Here is a 1,300-nt window from a genome sequence, read left to right as displayed (position 1 = left end):
CTCCGGCACCGCCACGGGTGCGGGCCTTGGGCTTGCGCCGCACCGCACCGGCGTTCCCGCCGCTGCCACCGCCGAGGGTGAGTTCGCCCGGCAGGGAGACCTCGACGCGTCGGCCCCCGACCTCGACGATGACGGACTGCCGCGGCAGGGCCTCGTCGTCGTCGATCGGTTGCCCGGCTGTGAACGGGGGAACCTGGTTGTCCCATTCGGTTTCGATCCACCGGGTGTGCACCGAGAAGGAGTCGCCGTCGCCGATGAACGCGGGATCGGAGACCACCGCAGCGTGGAACGGGATCACCGTCGCCAACCCGTCGACGGTGAATTCGGCCAACGCCCGGCGGGAGCGGGCGAGGGCTTCCTCGCGGGTGGCTCCGGTGACGATGAGCTTGGCGAGCATCGAATCGAACTGGCCGCCGATCACACTGCCGGATTCGACACCGGAATCGACGCGCACTCCCGGTCCGGAGGGGGCGGTGAAGGTGGTGACCGGTCCGGGGGCGGGCAGGAACCCACGGCCGGCGTCTTCGCCGTTGATCCGGAACTCGAACGAATGCCCGCGCGGTTCGGGGTCTTCGGTGATGGTCAGTTCTTCGCCGTTGGCGATGCGGAACTGCTGCAGCACCAGGTCGATGCCGGAGGTTTCCTCGGTGACGGGGTGCTCGACCTGCAGGCGGGTGTTGACTTCCAGGAAGCTGACGAGGCCGTCTTGGCCGACGAGGTATTCGACGGTCCCGGCGCCGTAGTAGCCGGCTTCGAGGCAGATGGCTTTGGCGCTGGAGTGGATTTCTTTGCGTTGGGCGTCGGTGAGGAACGGGGCGGGGGCTTCTTCGACGAGTTTCTGGAAGCGGCGTTGCAGGGAGCAGTCGCGGGTGCCGGCGACGATGACGTTGCCGTGTTGGTCGGCGATGACCTGGGCTTCGACGTGGCGTGGTTTGTCGAGGTAGCGTTCGACGAAGCATTCCCCGCGCCCGAATGCGGCGACGGCTTCGCGGGTGGCGGAGTCGAACAGTTCGGGGATTTCCTCGCGGGTGCGGGCCACTTTCATGCCGCGTCCGCCGCCACCGAATGCGGCTTTGATGGCGATGGGGAGGCCGTGTTCGTCGACGAACGCCAGGATTTCGTCGGCGTCTTTGACCGGTTCGGAGGTGCCGGGGACCGAGGGGGCTTTGGCGCGGGCGGCGATGTGGCGGGCGGTGACCTTGTCGCCGAGATCGCGGATGGACTGCGGGGACGGTCCGATCCAGATCAGTCCTGCATCGATGACAGCTTGGGCGAAGTCGGCGTTCTCGGAGAGGAATCC

At 67.6% G+C, this 1,300-nt stretch carries 1 protein-coding gene; it reads right to left on the bottom strand.

The features are described 5' to 3' along the window. Positions 1-1,300 (bottom strand): acetyl-CoA carboxylase biotin carboxylase subunit (locus VF34_RS19695; protein WP_045841975.1); only part of this gene is annotated, 1,300 nt, incomplete at both ends.

Source organism: Rhodococcus sp. PML026 (genome assembly GCF_000963615.1).
Lineage (GTDB): Bacteria > Actinomycetota > Actinomycetes > Mycobacteriales > Mycobacteriaceae > Rhodococcoides > Rhodococcoides fascians.
Note: the sequence above shows the minus strand (reverse complement) of the source record. Positions and strands in the feature narration are given on the sequence as shown.